The organism is Reyranella sp. (assembly GCF_965279625.1).
In the GTDB taxonomy this organism is placed as follows: Bacteria; Pseudomonadota; Alphaproteobacteria; order Reyranellales; family Reyranellaceae; genus Reyranella.
Genome location: NZ_OZ257251.1, coordinates 4,708,113 through 4,721,502, shown reverse-complemented (window position 1 = coordinate 4,721,502; position 13,390 = coordinate 4,708,113). Strand labels below are relative to the sequence as shown.

At 67.7% G+C, this 13,390-nt stretch carries 14 protein-coding genes; 1 reads left to right on the top strand and 13 read right to left on the bottom strand.

All coding sequences use genetic code 11. From position 1 onward, the window contains the following. The first annotated feature begins 87 nt into the window (after nucleotides 1-87). Complete coding sequence (locus tag ACQY78_RS22940; protein ID WP_428679183.1) at nucleotides 88-423, top strand: DUF1491 family protein; 336 nt, start codon at nucleotides 88-90, stop codon at nucleotides 421-423. 81 nt (nucleotides 424-504) lie between these two features. On the opposite strand, the gene ACQY78_RS22935 is transcribed toward ACQY78_RS22940, so the two are convergent. The 13 genes from ACQY78_RS22935 to ACQY78_RS22875 form a co-directional block, all read right to left on the bottom strand. After that, nucleotides 505-1,395 carry a peptidoglycan DD-metalloendopeptidase family protein gene (locus tag ACQY78_RS22935; protein ID WP_428679180.1) on the bottom strand — a complete coding sequence of 297 codons (891 nt, stop codon included), beginning with the start codon at nucleotides 1,393-1,395 and terminating at the stop codon, nucleotides 505-507. 121 nt (nucleotides 1,396-1,516) lie between these two features. Then, nucleotides 1,517-2,164, bottom strand: a complete 648-nt coding sequence (locus ACQY78_RS22930; RefSeq protein WP_428679177.1) for a protein-L-isoaspartate(D-aspartate) O-methyltransferase — start codon at nucleotides 2,162-2,164, stop codon at nucleotides 1,517-1,519. A 9-nt stretch (nucleotides 2,165-2,173) separates the two neighbouring features. Next, on the bottom strand, nucleotides 2,174-2,971 hold the full coding sequence (gene surE, locus ACQY78_RS22925; RefSeq protein WP_428679175.1) for a 5'/3'-nucleotidase SurE: 798 nt from the start codon (nucleotides 2,969-2,971) through the stop codon (nucleotides 2,174-2,176). Further along, complete coding sequence (serS, locus tag ACQY78_RS22920; RefSeq protein WP_428679172.1) at nucleotides 2,968-4,269, bottom strand: serine--tRNA ligase; 1,302 nt, start codon at nucleotides 4,267-4,269, stop codon at nucleotides 2,968-2,970. The genes surE and serS overlap by 4 nt, the downstream gene beginning before the upstream one ends. Nucleotides 4,270-4,271: 2 nt before the next feature. Next, the gene (tatC, locus tag ACQY78_RS22915) at nucleotides 4,272-5,087 is read right to left on the bottom strand and encodes a twin-arginine translocase subunit TatC (protein ID WP_428679169.1); all 816 of its coding nucleotides are present in this window, start codon (nucleotides 5,085-5,087) and stop codon (nucleotides 4,272-4,274) included. A gap of 70 nt (nucleotides 5,088-5,157) precedes the next feature. Continuing rightward, complete coding sequence (gene tatB / locus ACQY78_RS22910) at nucleotides 5,158-5,679, bottom strand: Sec-independent protein translocase protein TatB (RefSeq protein ID WP_428679166.1); 522 nt, start codon at nucleotides 5,677-5,679, stop codon at nucleotides 5,158-5,160. A 28-nt stretch (nucleotides 5,680-5,707) separates the two neighbouring features. After that, entirely contained in the window at nucleotides 5,708-5,980 is a 273-nt protein-coding gene (locus ACQY78_RS22905) for a twin-arginine translocase TatA/TatE family subunit (RefSeq protein WP_425067307.1), read from the bottom strand. A gap of 110 nt (nucleotides 5,981-6,090) precedes the next feature. Beyond that, nucleotides 6,091-7,284, bottom strand: a complete 1,194-nt coding sequence (gene scpB / locus ACQY78_RS22900; RefSeq protein ID WP_428679163.1) for an SMC-Scp complex subunit ScpB — start codon at nucleotides 7,282-7,284, stop codon at nucleotides 6,091-6,093. A gap of 11 nt (nucleotides 7,285-7,295) precedes the next feature. Continuing rightward, nucleotides 7,296-8,168: a segregation and condensation protein A gene (locus ACQY78_RS22895; RefSeq protein ID WP_428679161.1), complete on the bottom strand. Its 873-nt coding sequence runs from the start codon at nucleotides 8,166-8,168 to the stop codon at nucleotides 7,296-7,298. A gap of 54 nt (nucleotides 8,169-8,222) precedes the next feature. Next, nucleotides 8,223-9,254 carry a beta-N-acetylhexosaminidase gene (nagZ, locus tag ACQY78_RS22890; protein ID WP_428679158.1) on the bottom strand — a complete coding sequence of 344 codons (1,032 nt, stop codon included), beginning with the start codon at nucleotides 9,252-9,254 and terminating at the stop codon, nucleotides 8,223-8,225. A gap of 216 nt (nucleotides 9,255-9,470) precedes the next feature. Further along, a complete protein-coding gene (locus ACQY78_RS22885) occupies nucleotides 9,471-10,235 on the bottom strand; it encodes an SPOR domain-containing protein (protein ID WP_428679155.1) in 765 nt (254 codons plus the stop codon). 147 nt (nucleotides 10,236-10,382) lie between these two features. After that, nucleotides 10,383-12,125, bottom strand: a complete 1,743-nt coding sequence (argS, locus tag ACQY78_RS22880) for an arginine--tRNA ligase (protein WP_428679152.1) — start codon at nucleotides 12,123-12,125, stop codon at nucleotides 10,383-10,385. A 76-nt stretch (nucleotides 12,126-12,201) separates the two neighbouring features. Next, on the bottom strand, nucleotides 12,202-13,377 hold the full coding sequence (locus tag ACQY78_RS22875; protein WP_428686464.1) for a deoxyguanosinetriphosphate triphosphohydrolase: 1,176 nt from the start codon (nucleotides 13,375-13,377) through the stop codon (nucleotides 12,202-12,204). Between the last annotated feature and the right edge of the window lie 13 nt (nucleotides 13,378-13,390).

Below are 13,390 nucleotides of genomic sequence, written 5' to 3'. Positions count from 1 at the left end.
CCCGGGTTAGGGCAAGGGCGAAACCCGGGTTGGGGCAAGGCGAAGCCCGCGTTTGACGGGCCGGTCGGCGCCCTGCATGAAGGCCGCATGGTAATGGGGCTCACCACGGGACTCTGGGTCAGCGCGCAAATACGTCTGTGCGACCGCGCGTTCATTCCGGCCGCCGTCGTGCGGCGCGGCGATCCCGATGTCGGAACCGTGCTGCTGAAGATCAACCGCTTCGAGGCGGGCGTGACCGTGTACACGCAGACCAGCACGCTCGACGATGAGGCGGCATGGAGCCGCGGCACCGGCCCCTCGCCCGTCACCGAGCCCGAAGCCGACGCCTACATCGCCCGCCAGGTCGCCCGCGATCCCGACCTCTGGGTCCTCGAAATCGAGGACCGCAAGGGCGAATACAAGATGATCGGGAAAGTGGTTTAGGCCGAGCGAAGCTCGGCCCGTGAGCGTCAGGACATTGCTATGCAATGTCCGGGAGCGACGTAAGGAAGAACGCCCACAGGCCTATTGCGCGCCGAGCACCGTCGTCGGATCGATCGTCTTGCCGGAGCGGCGGACCTCGAAGTGGAGCTGCGGATTGGCGCTGCCGCCGGAATTGCCGACCTTGGCGATGGTCTGGCCCTTCTTGACCGTATCGCCCTTCTTCACCAGCAGTTCTTCGTTGTTGCCGTAGGCGGTGATGTAGCCGCCGGAATGCTCGATCAGCAGCAGGTTGCCCATGCGGGCGACCTCGCCGCCGGCATAGACGACCTTGCCGCCCTCGGCGGCCTTCACGGGCGTGCCCTTGGCGGCGGCGATGTCGATGCCGTCGTTCTTCTGGCCGCCCGACGTGCCGTAGCTCGAGACGACCTTGCCGTTGACCGGCCAGATCATCCGCGCCGGCGGCGTGGCCGGCACAGTGACCGACTGCGAGGCCTTGCTGAGCGGTGTGGGCTCGCCCGCGGGTGCGGCGGAGCGCGGCGCCTCGCCCTGGCCCTGCGCGCCCGGCGGCGGCGCCAGGCCTTCGCGCTTCACCGAGGACGGCGCGTTGGGGTTGGCGGCGGAGGTCTGCTGGCTGGCGGGCTCGCCGTAGCTGTCCTGCACGAAGCGCGCACCGGGCATGGCGAGCGACTGGCCCGGCTTGATCGTGTACGGCGGCTTGAGATTGTTGCGGTCGATGATGGTCTGCGACGGCACGCCATAGCGGCGCGACAGGGCGTCGACCGTGTCCTTGTCCTTCACGACATAGACGGGAACGGCGTTCGGACCGGCGGCGGACCCGGGATATTCCATGGTGCCTTCACGGGCACCCATGACGGTGTTGCAGGCGCCGAGCGCGACCGACAGCACCGCCATTGTACCCAGCGTATGCATGCGGCCGGCCCATCGCGAGGGGAAGCGAGGGGCGTTCTTCATGGTGCCATACTACTGCATTGAGATTCTGGCGGGAATAGGAGCCTCCGAGGGTCGTTCGTTCTTCGACGCTCTCGGACATTGCCCTGGGCAATGTCCTGTCGCTCCTCCGGCTGAGCTTCGCTCAGCCCTGCCCCAGCACCGGCAGCGGTCCCGCGACCAGCGGCACGAACCGCACCGGCATCAGCGTGTCGCGTTGCAGGCCGCTCTCGTTCTTCACGATGCGCTCGACGACCTGGGAGGTGGGATCGCGGCCCACCGGCACAATCAGGATGCCGCCGACGGCGAGCTGGTCGATCAGCGCCTGCGGGCGCTCCTCCGCCGCGGCGGTGACGATGATGCGGTCGAACGGCGCCTGGCCCGGCCAGCCCTTGCTGCCGTCGTTGATGTCGACCACGACGTTGTAGATACCGAGGTCGAGCAGCAGGCGCTCCGCGGCCTTGGAGAGCGGCTTGAAGCGTTCCACCGAGTAGACGCGGCGCGCCAGCCTTGCCAGCACGGCGGCCTGATAACCGGAGCCGGTGCCGATCTCCAGCACCTTCATGCGCGGCCCGACCCGCAGCGCCTCGGTCATGGCGGCGACCACCAGGGGCTGGCTGATCGTCTGGCCGAAGGCGATGGGCAGTGCCGTGTTCTCCCAGGCGCGCTCGGCGAAGGTCTGCGACACGAAGCGCTCGCGGTCGACCGAGGCGATCGCGGCCAGAACGTTCTCGTCCGTGATGCCCGAGTTGCGCAGCTCGGCGATCAGACGCTGCATGGCGGGGACGTTCACGCAGCCCCCTCAGTCGAGTTCGACGGGGGCCGCCTCGAACTCCGCGACGAGCTTCCGGCGCATGCTTTCGTGCGTCAGGTCGAGGTGCAGCGGGGTCACCGAGATGTGGCCCGAGCGGACGGCGGCGATGTCGCTCGCGGCGTCGATCTCGCTCTCCTGCGGGGCATAGCCGATCCAGTAGTAGGTGCCGCCGCGCGGATCCTTGCGCTCAACGATATGGCCGCCGAAGCCGCGCGTGCCGGTGTGGGTGACCCGCACCCCCTGGACCGAGGCCGCGACGACGTCGGGGAAATTGACGTTGACCAGAACGTTGCGCGGCCAGTCGAGCGCCAGCACCCGGCGCGCCACGGCGGCGCCATGGGCGGTCGCGGTGCCCCATTTCACCGGGTGATCGAAGGCAGACGCCTGGCTGAAGGCGATCGACGGGATGCCCAGCAGGCAGCCTTCCATGGCCGCCGCGATGGTGCCCGAATAGGTCACGTCGTCGGCGATGTTGGTGCCGCGGTTGACGCCCGACAGGACGAGATCGGGCTTGCGGTCCTTCATCAGGTGCTTGACGGCGAACAGCACGCAGTCGGTCGGCGTGCCGTCGACCGCGAATTTTCCGTTGCTGACCTCGCGGGCCCGGATCGGCCGCGACAGCGACAGCGAATGGCCGGCGCCGCTCTGGTTGACCTCGGGCGCCACGATCCAGACGTCGCTCGACAGCTGCGTGGCGATCTCGACCAGCGCCTCGAGACCGGGCGCGTGGATGCCGTCGTCGTTGGTGACGAGAATGCGCGCCTTGGCGAGGTTGGGAACCTTCATTTTTTGGCGGGCGCAGACGCCGCAGGGGGCGCGGGAATGAGTTCGAGGCCGCCCATGTAGGAGCGCAGCGCCTCGGGCACCGTCACCGAGCCGTCTTCGTTCTGGTAGTTCTCCAGCACCGCGACCAGGGTGCGGCCGACCGCCAGCGCCGAGCCGTTCAGGGTGCACAGGAACCGCGTCCCCTTGCCCTCCTGCGGCCGGTAGCGCGCGTTCATGCGGCGGGCCTGGAAGTCGCCCATGTTCGAGCAGCTCGAAATCTCGCGATAGGCATTCTGGCCGGGCAGCCAGACCTCGATGTCGTAGGTCTTGCGGGAGCCGAAGCCCATGTCGCCGCCGCACAGAACCACGGTGCGATAGGCGAGGCCGAGGCGCTTCAGCACCTCCTCGGCACGACCCGTCATGCGCTCGTGCTCGGCCGCCGCCTGCTCGGGCGTGGTGATGCTCACCAGCTCGACCTTGGGAAACTGGTGCTGGCGGATGATGCCGCGCGTATCCTTGCCGGCCGATCCCGCCTCGGAGCGGAAGCAGGGCGTGAACGCGGTGAAGCGCAGCGGCAGCTCCTTCTCGTCCAGCACCATGTCGTTCACCAGGTTGGTGAGCGAGACCTCGGCGGTGGGGATCAGCCAGAAGCCGTTGTCGGTATGGAACATGTCCTCGGCGAACTTCGGCAGCTGGCCGACGCCATAGACGGCGGTGTCCTTGACCAGCAGCGGCGGATTGACCTCGGTGTAGCCCCCCTCGACCGTGTGCAGGTCGAGCATGAACTGCGCGAGCGCCCGCTCCAGCCGCGCCAGATGCGCTTTCAGGAACACGAAGCGCGAGCCGGAGATCTTCACGGCGGCGGCGAAATCCATCTCGCCGGTCGCCTCGCCCAGCGCCACATGGTCCTTCGGCGGGAAGCTGAAGTTGCGCTGGTTGCCAACGCGGCGGATCTCGACATTGCCGGTCTCGTCGGCCCCCTCGGGCACGTCGTCGAACGGCAGGTTAGGCACCACCTCGAGGCGCAGGCGCAGCTCCTCGTCGAGGCGGCTCGCCTCGCGCTCGCCGTCCTTCAGGCTCTGTTCGAGGGCGGCGACCTCGGCCATCAGCGCGTCGGCGTTCTCGCCCTTGCGCTTGGCCATGCCGATCTGCTGGCTGAGCGCCTTGCGCTTCGCCTGGATGGCTTCGCTTTCGGAGATGGCGGCGCGGCGGCGCCGGTCGATCTCCAGGATCTCGGCCGAAAGCGGCGGCAGGCCGCGCTTCTTCAGGCCGGCGTCGAACGCCTCGGGGGTCTCCCGGATGAAACGTATGTCGTGCATGGCTAGCTACCGGTCGCCTGGTCGGCCTTTTCGGCTTCCTCGGCCTTCTTCTCGGCCTCTTCGGTGGCCTTCTCTTCGGCCGCGCGCTTCCGCTCGATCACGCCGCCGATCAGGATGCTGATCTCGTAGAAGGCCATCAGCGGGATCGCGAGCGCGATCTGGCTCACCACGTCGGGCGGCGCCAGCACGGCAGCGATCACGAAGGCCACGACGACGGCGTAGCGGCGCTTGGACTTCAGCCCCTCGGTGGTGGCGATGCCGACCTGGATCAGCAGGGTCAGCAGGACCGGGACCTCGAAGGCGAAGCCGAAGGCGAAGACGAGCTGCAGGATGCGTTCGAGATAGTCAGACGATCGGAGCGTCTTCTCGATGTCCGGCGGCGCGTACTGCGTCAGCATGAAGTTGATCACGTACGGCAGCACGACATAGTACATCAGCGCGCAGCCGGCATAGAACATGAACGGCGTGGCGACGAGGAACGGGATGAACGCCCGCTTCTCGTGACGATAGAGTCCCGGCGCGACGAACAGCCAGATCTGAACCGCGATCAGCGGAAATCCCACGATCAGCGCCACGAACGCCGACAGCTTCACCGTGACGAAGAAGAACTCGAAGATATCGAGGACGATGACCTTGTAGCCGTCGGCTAGCGCCGGCTGGATCAGGAACGAGAAGATCGGCTTGGCGAAATAGAACGTGACGAAGAAGACGGCGAAGAAGCAGATCAGCGCATAGATCAGCCGCTTGCGCAGCTCGATCAGATGATCGAGCAGCGGCATCGGCTTGTCGTCTTCGGGTCCGTCGTGCGCCTGGGTCACAATGTACGTCGCGGTTTGGGAGCCGCGTTATGCCGCCCTTTGGCGCGCAATTCAAAGCGCAAGTTGGCGCTCAGCCGGCCGCGACGGCCTTGGCCGGCTTCTCTTCGGCTGAAACAACCGGTGCCGGGGCTTCGGATATGGCCGTGTCGGCGGCAGCCGGCTCGATCGCCGGTGTCACTTCTGCGGTCGCGAGGGGCGTAGCCGGGGCGCTCTCGAGCGCCGGCTGGGATTCGGCCGCGATCTGCGGCGCCGACTCGGGTTCGGCCAGAGGATTGTCGAACTGGGACTTGGCCTCGGCCATCGCCCTCTCGCCCTCGGCCATGCCCTCCTGCAACGCGCTCTTGATTTCCCGCGTCGGGTCGAGCGCCTGGAGGTCGAGGCCGGGTGTGGCCGTGAGCTGTCTCTTCACGTCGTCGAGGTCGGCCTGACGCACCATCTCGTCGACATGGCCGCGGAATTCCGAGGCCATGCCACGCATCTGGGCCATCCACTTGCCCCAGCTGCGCAAGAGGCCAGGCAATTCCTTGGGGCCGATGACGACGAGCGCCACGACCGCAATGACCAGTAACTCGGGACTATCGATACCGAACATGGCCGTTCAGGCCCTCACGACGCCGCTCTTAGACCTTGGCGGCGCTATCCTGGTGGTGGACCGTTCCGTTCGGCGGCGTGGTCGTCGCCTGAGCTGAGATCGGCTTGGCGCTGTCGCCCGGCTGCGTACCCGGCTGAGCCTGCGGCGGTGTCTCTTCCTGCGAGCCCCCGACGCCCTTCTTGAAGGCCGAGAGGCCCTTGCCGAAGTCGCCCATGAGCTGCGAGACCTTGCCGCGACCGCCGAACAGCAGCAGCACGACGGCCAGCACGATCAGCCAGTGCCAGATGCTGAAGCTTCCCATTTCACAATGCTCCCAAGATCGATTGCAATCGGCGTGTCGAATTACGTGTGCCGATTATGGCACCCGTTCCGAAGCCCCGGCAACCTATCGAATAAGGTGGTTCCGGGGCGTCAGCGCCCGGTCTCCGCGGGGCTTTCCTCGACGGCGAGGGGCTCGTCGGCCTCGTCCTCCGTCGGTTCGAGCGGCAGATCGGGCTCATCCGGTCTGAATATGGGGGGCTGCGAGCGGGCATCCAAGAGGCCCGCTGCCTTCAATTCCTCATGGCCGGGCAGATCGTCGAGGCTCGGCAGGCCGAAATGCTCGAGGAAAAAATCCGTCGTGCCCCAGGTCACGGGCTTGCCGGGGGCGCGGCGGCGGCCCATCGGCTTGATCCAGTTCTGCTCGAACAGCAGGTCGAGCGTGCCCTTGCTGAGGCCGACGCCGCGGACCTGTTCGATCTCGGCGCGCGTCACCGGCTGGTGGTAGGCGATGATGGCCAGCGTCTCGACCGAGGCCCGCGACAGTTTGCGCGTCACCGGCTTCTCGATCTTGAGCTTCTCGGAGAGATCGGGCGCCGTGCGGAAGGCAAACCCGCCCGCCACCTGCACGAGGTTCACGCCGCGGCCGGCATAGAGTTCCGCGAGATCGGCCAGCAGGCGCTTCACGTCCGCATCGTTGGGCAGCCGCTCCACCAGCTCCTTCTCGCCGAGCGCCTGGGTGCCGGCGAAAATCAACGCCTCGAGCAGCCGCAGATGCTGGGCATGATCGGGCGACACGACGTCGGTCACTTCGCCGGCCGGGGCAGCGGCAGCCGCCGCGGACAGGGCGGCGACCGCAACGGCCTCGACCACAACAGCCTCGACCAGGACGCCCTCGACAGGAGCGTCCGGCGGTGACCCTTCCTCTACGGAAGAGGCCTTCGCAGGCTTTTCGGCGTCACCCTCGTCGTCGCCGCCCTTCTCGCCGTCGGAATCGTCTCGGTCCGCCTCTTCGTCGTCCTCTTCGTCGTCGTCGTCGTCGTCCTCGTCGTCGGACTCATCGTCGTCGGAGTCATCGTCATCGTCCGAATCGTCGCCAGAATCGTCCGACTTGTCGTCTTCCGACTCATCATCGTCGTCATCGGACTCATCATCGTCGTCGTCCGAATCATCATCGTCATCGGAATCGTCCGACTCGTCGTCCTCGACGTCGTCATCCTCTTTCTCGTCGTCGTCCTTGCTGGCCTCGTCCTTGCCGGCCTCTTCCTTGCCGGCAGCCTGCTCCTGGACAAGGGCGGGCGTGTCGGGGTCCTCGATCTCGGGGGGGACGTTTTCGATGTCTGACATGTCGGGGACCGTCACTGCTGGTCGGTGCGTTTACGCAAATGGATGGGGCCGAAGCGCTCGGTCTGGCGCAGCTCGATCTGGCCGTCCTTCGCAAGCTGGAGGCCGGCGACGAAGGTCGCTGCGATCGCCGAGCGGCGGCGCGCGGGATCGGTCAGGCCGGCCGGCAGGAAGGCTTCGAGCGACTGCCAGTCGATGGCGATGCCCAGCATGCGGCCGAGACGCTCCGCCGCCTCCTCGACCGAGAAGAACTCCATCGGCTTGATTTGATAGGTATCGGCGTCCTTCGGCCTGACCTGCGAGCCGTAGGCGCTCAGCAGATCGTAGAGCTTCACGTCCCAAACGGCGCGGCGCACGACGACGATGCCTTCGGGCTGGCCGCGCGAGAAGATGTCCCGGCCGAGCTGCGGGCGTGCCATCAGGCGCGCGCCGGCCTCCTGCATCGCCTCGAGGCGGCGCAACTGCCACTGCAGCGCGTCGGCCATTTCCTGGCCGGACGGCTCCTCGCCGGCGGGCGGTTCCGGCAGCAACAGGCGCGACTTCAGGTAGGCCAGCCATGCCGCCATCACGAGATAGTCGGCCGCCAGCTCCAGCCGCATGCGGCGCGCCTGGTGGATGTGGACCAGGTACTGATCGACCAGCGCCACCATCGAGATCTTGCGCAGATCGACCTTCTGGTCGCGGGCCAGGCTCAGCAGCAGGTCGAGCGGACCTTCGAAGCCCTCGAGATTGACGATCAGCTCGCCTTCGCCCGGCGCGATGACGTCGGGTCCGGTGGCGGCGAAGGCATCGGCCGCGGCGCCCGGGGCCGGAGTCGCGTCAGCCGGCGCAGCGGCGCCATCGGCGACGGGCGCCTCTTCGGGGGGCGGGCTGGCGGTTTCGGTCATGCTGTCCCGGTTTAGTCAGCGGAAGCGCCTACCGCCACATGATTTGGCCCTGCCTTATCCCCATTCCGGCAGGAGTTCGGCGACCCGTCGGGCCGCCTCGGCGAGCCCGCGGGGGCCGGCGGGGTCGCGATGACGGGCAAGGAAGTTGCGGCCGTCCTGGAAACGCCGGTGGGCGCGCTCCGTCATCGGGCCGGCGCGGCCGGCGATCTCCACCATTTCGGCCATCCGGCCGTTGCAGTGGAGGGCGATGTCGCAGCCGGCGGCCAGCGCCCGCGCCGCCCGGTCGCCCAGCGACCCGCCCAGAGCCTGCATCGAAAGGTCGTCCGACAGCAGCAGCCCGTCGAAGCCGATATGGGACCGGATCACGTCCTGCACGCTGCGCGCCGAAACCGTGATGCAGTCCTTCGGATCGATCGATTCGAACAGGAGGTGGCCGGTCATCGCCCAGGGCAGATCCGACAGCAGCTTGAACGGCACGAAGTCGGTGCGCTCCAGCTCCGCGCGCGAGGCGGTGACCGTCGGCAGCGATTCGTGGCTGTCGACCGTGGCGCGGCCATGTCCCGGAATGTGCTTGATGACCGGCATCACGCCCTCGGCCATCAGCCCCTCGGCGGCGGCCCGGCCCAGCGCCGCGACCGGCTCCGGCCGGTCGGCATAGGCGCGGTCGCCGATCACGGCATGGGTCTCGGGGTAGGCGATGTCGAGCACGGGCAGGCAATCGACGTCGCAGCCGACCGAGGCCACGTCCGCCGCCAGCAGCCGGGAATTGAGCTTCGTCGCCTCGAGCCCGGCATCGGGATCGCGGGCATAGAGGTCGCCCAGCAGCCGGGCGGGCGGCGCCTTGCGCCACTGCGGCGGACGCAGCCGGGCGACCCGACCGCCTTCCTGGTCGATCAGCACCGGCGCCTCGCCCCGCGCCACGCAGGAGCGCAGATCGTCGACCAGGCGGCGGGTGCTCTCCACGGTGTCGATGTTGCGGGCGAACAGGATGAAGCCCAGCGGATCGGCGTCGCGGAAGAAGGCGCGCTCCTCCGCCGACAGCTCGGTCCCGGCGCAGCCCAGGATCAGCGTGCGCGGCCGGCTCATTCGGGAATCCCCCCTGGACGGGTTCGGTCTGAAGCAGAATCACCTTCCTCCCCATTCAAATGGGGAGGTGGCGGCGAAGCCGACGGAGGGGTCAGAGGGAGGCCGAGCCTTGGTCGGCCCATGACCCCATCGCCCCGTATGACGGGGCACTTCCCCATCTGAATGGGGAAGAGATCGATTCCGAATTCCGACGCTCCAAGGCACATCGGAAAGCCCCTAGCGCGCGGGCGGGACCGAGACGCAGTCGGTCTTGCGGGCCTTCAGCGAGGCGCAGACGGAATGGGCCTGCTTCTCGTCGAGCGGGCCGGCCTGCACGCGGTACCAGACGCCGCGATCGCCGAGATCGACACGGACCGCCTGCATGCGCAGGCTCGACAGCTGCTCGCCGTGCGCGCTTTGCAGGCGCGCCCAGGTCGATTTGGCGACGTCCTCGTTCTTCACCGAGGCGACCTGGATGCGCCAGCCGCCGGTCGGGCCGGACATGTTCTCGATCAGGCTGGCGATGCTGGGACCACTCTCGGTAGCGGTCGGCGTATTGGTCGCCGGCTGCATGTTCGGCGGATTGGCGGGCACCTTGGGTTCGGTGACGGCCGGCGCCGCGCTGGTCGAGGCCGTTTGCAGCGGGGTCGGCGTCTTGGCCGCCTCCGTCTCCTTCGGCGCCGCCGGCAGGGGCAGGCCGTTGGGTGGGAGCTTGGGCGTCACCGCAACCGGCAACAGCTTTTCCGGCTGCGCGGGCACGGCGCCGGGCGAGATGCGGTTGAAGACTTCCTTGTCCTGGTTGGGCGGCACGAGGCCGCCGGCATTCTCCGGCTTCACGCGGGACGGCGTGGTCGGGGCCTGCACCACCAGCGGTTCCAGCCCGCGACCGCCCGCCTTGACGTCCTGGTTGTGCGCCCACCAGACGACCGATCCGAAGCTTGCGACCGCGGCGACCGACACCATCACCGTGAGGATCTGGCCGCGGCGACGGTTGACCCGCATGAGCAGCGAGTCCCGGGGAGGCGGGGGAATGGAATCTGGTTCATGCGCGACGGGCCGAGGCGGAGGATCGAGCCGCACAGCTACCGACTCGTTGGGCCGGTAGATCGTTGGTCCGTCGCCGGAGGGGGACCGGCGAACATGCATTTTTTATCTCATTTCATCGACGGGTGTGACGCCGAAGACCTTTAATCCTGATCCTATCACAAATCCGATTCCCTGTACCAATGCCAGACGCGCCCGCGTGAGATCGGAGTCTCCTTCGATCACGAAGCGCAGGCCCGGCTCCTCCCGTCCCCTGTTCCAGTGGGAATGGAAGGCGGCCGCCAGGTCGTAGAGATAGAAGGCGACGCGGTGCGGCTCATGAGCCACCGCCGCCGCTTCGACCTGGCGCGGCCACTGGGCGATCATCCGGATCAGCGCGAGCTCGCCCACATCGGACAGCCGGTCGAGCGGCGCGCCGTCGAGACCGTCGATCGCGATGCCCGCGGCGGTCGCCTGGCGCATCACGGACCGCGTCCGCGCATGGCCATACTGGACATACCAGACCGGGTTGTCGCGTGACTGTTCGGTGGCCTTCACGAGATCGAAGTCGAACGGCGCGTCGTTCTTGCGCGTGAGCATGGTGAAGCGCACGACGTCGGGCCCGACCTCGTCCAGCAGGTCGCGCAGGGTCACGAAGGTACCGGCGCGCTTGGACATGCGCACCAGCTCGCCGTTGCGCATCACGCGCACCAGCTGGCAGAGCTTCACGTCGAGTTCGCCGTGCTTTTCGGTGATGGCGCTGACCGCCGCCTTCATGCGCTTGACGTAGCCGCCATGGTCGGCGCCCCACACGTCGATCATGTCGGCGAAGCCGCGGCGGTACTTGTCGTGGTGATAGGCGATGTCGTTGGCGAAGTAGGTCCAGCTGCCGTCCGACTTCTTGAGCGGCCGGTCGACCTCGTCGCCGAACTGCGTGGCCCGGAACAAGGTCTGCTCGCGGTCTTCCCAATCGTCGGGAAGCTGACCCTTCGGCGGTTCCAGACGGCCCTGATAGATCAGGCCCTGCTTCGTCAACTCCTCGAAGGCACGGTCGACCGCGCCGCTCTCGACCAGGGCGCGCTCCGACGAGAAGACGTCGATATGGACGCCCAGCGTCTCGAGGTCGGCCTTGATCTCGGCCATCAGGGTGGCGATGGCGAAGGCGCGCATCTCGGGCAGCCAGTCGGCCTCGGGCTTGCCGATCCAGCGGGCGCCGTCGCGCTTGGCGATCGCGGCGCCCACGTCCTTCAGGTACTCACCGGGATAGAGGCCCTCGGGGATCGACTCGATCTTCTCGCCGAGCGCCTCGCGGTAGCGCAGATAGGTCGACTGGCCCAGCTTGTCGACCTGCGCCCCCGCGTCGTTGATGTAGTATTCCTTGGTGACGTCGAAGCCCGCCTTGTGCAGCAGGTTGGACAGCGCATCGCCCACGATGGCGCCGCGCGCATGCGCGACGTGCAGCGGGCCGGTCGGATTGGCCGAGACATACTCGACGTTCACCTTGGCGCCCTTGCCCATCGTCGAATCGCCATAGGCGATGCCGGCCTTCAGGCAGTCGCCGAGGCGCGCGCGCCAGAACCCGTCGGCGATCTTGAGATTGAGGAAGCCCGGCCCGGCCACCGCACCGTCGACCACGTCGGGATTGGCCTTGAGGCGCGCGAGCAGCGGCTCGGCGATGTCGCGCGGCTTCTTGCCCGCCGCCTTGGACAGCACCATCGCGGCGTTGGTCGCGATGTCGCCATGCGCCGGATCGCGCGGCGGCTCGGCGGTGATGGCGGAAAAATCGAGCTTTTCGGGCAATTCCCCCGCGGCCTGCATGGACTGGAGGGCCGCGACGATCTCGCCGATGAAATGACGGTAGGGATTCATGGGCCGGGTATTGCCGAATCCGCGCCTTTTGTCATCCGCGGGCCCCTCTTCCCTTCCCCGTCGTCTCGACCGGAGCTCAGGAATAGAGGTCGAACAATCGGCGGTGTTCGTCGAGGGCGAAGCGGTCGGTCATGCCGGCGATGTAGTCGGCGACGACCCGGGCGCGGGCATGGGTTCCCGCCTGCTCGGCCTTCTCGCGCCACGGCGAGGGCAGGCAGTTGGGCTCGGCGAACAGGAGGTTGAACAGATCGACCACGACGCGGCGGGCCTTGGAATGCGAGCGGTTGAGCTTCCAGTGCTCGTACATGCGCGTGTAGAGGAAGCGCTTCACGGTCTTCTCGGTCGCCGCCATCGCCTCGGAAAAAGCCACGACGGGCCGGCCGAGCGCACGGATGTCGGCCACCGACTTTGGGGCGGCTTCGGCCAGCCGGCGGCGCGTCTCGGCCACCACATCCTCGACCATGGCGTTGATCACGCGACGCACCGCCTCGTGGATCAGGCGGGTCTGGTCGATGCCGGGATACTTAGCGCTCACCAGCGAGAACATCTCGCCGACCAGCGGCAGGTCGAGCAGATCCGCGACCTCGAACAGGCCGGCCCGCAGCCCGTCGTCGATGTCGTGGTTGTTGTAGGCGATGTCGTCGCTCAGCGCCGCCACCTGCGCCTCCGGCCCGGCATGGCCGTCGAGTTCGAGGTCGTGGTCCTTGCAATAGTCGACGATGGCGGCCGGCAGCTCGCCCAGCGCCCGGCCCGGCGTCAGCAGCGGACCGTTGTGCTTGACCGCGCCTTCGAGCGTCTCCCAGGTGAGGTTCAGGCCGTTGAATTCGGCGTAGCGGTCCTCGAGCTTGGTGAGGATGCGCAGCGTCTGGGCATTATGGTCGAAGCCGGCATAGGGGCTCATGACGCCGTGCAGCGCCTCCTCGCCGGCATGGCCAAACGGGGTGTGGCCGAGATCGTGGGCCAGCGCCACGGCTTCCCCGAGATCCTCGTCGAGGCGCAGCACGCGGCAGATCGTGCGCGTGATCTGAGCGACTTCCAGCGAATGGGTGAGACGCGTGCGGTAGTGGTCGCCCTCGTGGAACACGAAGACCTGGGTCTTGTGCTTCAGCCGCCGGAACGCCGTCGAATGGATGATGCGGTCGCGGTCGCGCTGGAACGGGCTGCGGCTCGGCGACTCGGCCTCGCGATGATACCGCCCCTTGCTCTGCCACGGCAGCGTCGCATAGGGCGCCAGCGCCTCGTGTCGCCACATCTCCTCGGCCAAA

Excerpts from the sequence above, each read along its gene's own strand:
- nagZ (WP_428679158.1), bottom strand. The coding sequence starts at position 9,254 with ATGAGCCGGCCGCGCACGCTGATCCTGGGCTGCGCCGGGACCGAGCTG.
- ACQY78_RS22885 (WP_428679155.1), bottom strand. The coding sequence starts at position 10,235 with ATGCGGGTCAACCGTCGCCGCGGCCAGATCCTCACGGTGATGGTGTCG.
- ACQY78_RS22875 (WP_428686464.1), bottom strand. The coding sequence starts at position 13,377 with ATGTGGCGACACGAGGCGCTGGCGCCCTATGCGACGCTGCCGTGGCAG.
- ACQY78_RS22940 (WP_428679183.1), top strand. The coding sequence starts at position 88 with ATGGTAATGGGGCTCACCACGGGACTCTGGGTCAGCGCGCAAATACGT.
- ACQY78_RS22935 (WP_428679180.1), bottom strand. The coding sequence starts at position 1,395 with ATGAAGAACGCCCCTCGCTTCCCCTCGCGATGGGCCGGCCGCATGCAT.
- ACQY78_RS22895 (WP_428679161.1), bottom strand. The coding sequence starts at position 8,168 with ATGACCGAAACCGCCAGCCCGCCCCCCGAAGAGGCGCCCGTCGCCGAT.
- ACQY78_RS22905 (WP_425067307.1), bottom strand. The coding sequence starts at position 5,980 with ATGGGAAGCTTCAGCATCTGGCACTGGCTGATCGTGCTGGCCGTCGTG.
- tatB (WP_428679166.1), bottom strand. The coding sequence starts at position 5,679 with ATGTTCGGTATCGATAGTCCCGAGTTACTGGTCATTGCGGTCGTGGCG.
- serS (WP_428679172.1), bottom strand. The coding sequence starts at position 4,269 with ATGCACGACATACGTTTCATCCGGGAGACCCCCGAGGCGTTCGACGCC.
- argS (WP_428679152.1), bottom strand. The coding sequence starts at position 12,125 with ATGAATCCCTACCGTCATTTCATCGGCGAGATCGTCGCGGCCCTCCAG.
- surE (WP_428679175.1), bottom strand. The coding sequence starts at position 2,971 with ATGAAGGTTCCCAACCTCGCCAAGGCGCGCATTCTCGTCACCAACGAC.
- scpB (WP_428679163.1), bottom strand. The coding sequence starts at position 7,284 with ATGTCAGACATCGAAAACGTCCCCCCCGAGATCGAGGACCCCGACACG.